1 pseudogene is annotated in these 237 nt (G+C 65.0%); it reads right to left on the bottom strand.

The window, feature by feature from the left end:
- A pseudogene (locus tag SB756_RS35135) lies at nt 1-143 on the bottom strand (ArsR family transcriptional regulator); the annotation flags it as partial.
- Nucleotides 144-237 lie beyond the last annotated feature (94 nt).

The raw sequence follows: 237 nt of genomic DNA, 5'->3' as shown, positions 1-237 counted from the left end.
CTGAAGATCACGTACTGGTTATAGGCCCTGGCCGGGTCGTAGCGAGTGACGCCGGTGGGGTAGACGCTGGGCGCGGCCTGCACCGCCGAGGCCAGCAGGGCGGTGGACAGCAGCAGGGGCAAAGCGGTGGTGAGGCGCAACATGACAAGCACTCCTGTTCAAGTCGAAAGGCGCCGGAGAACCCGGCGCAAGGTGCGAAAAGCCGGGTATCAGAAATCGTAGCGACCGGTCACGCCC

The organism is Pseudomonas sp. SIMBA_068, assembly GCF_046534705.1.
In the GTDB taxonomy this organism is placed as follows: Bacteria; Pseudomonadota; Gammaproteobacteria; order Pseudomonadales; family Pseudomonadaceae; genus Aquipseudomonas; species Aquipseudomonas putida.
This window is presented reverse-complemented; position numbering and strand designations above follow the sequence as displayed.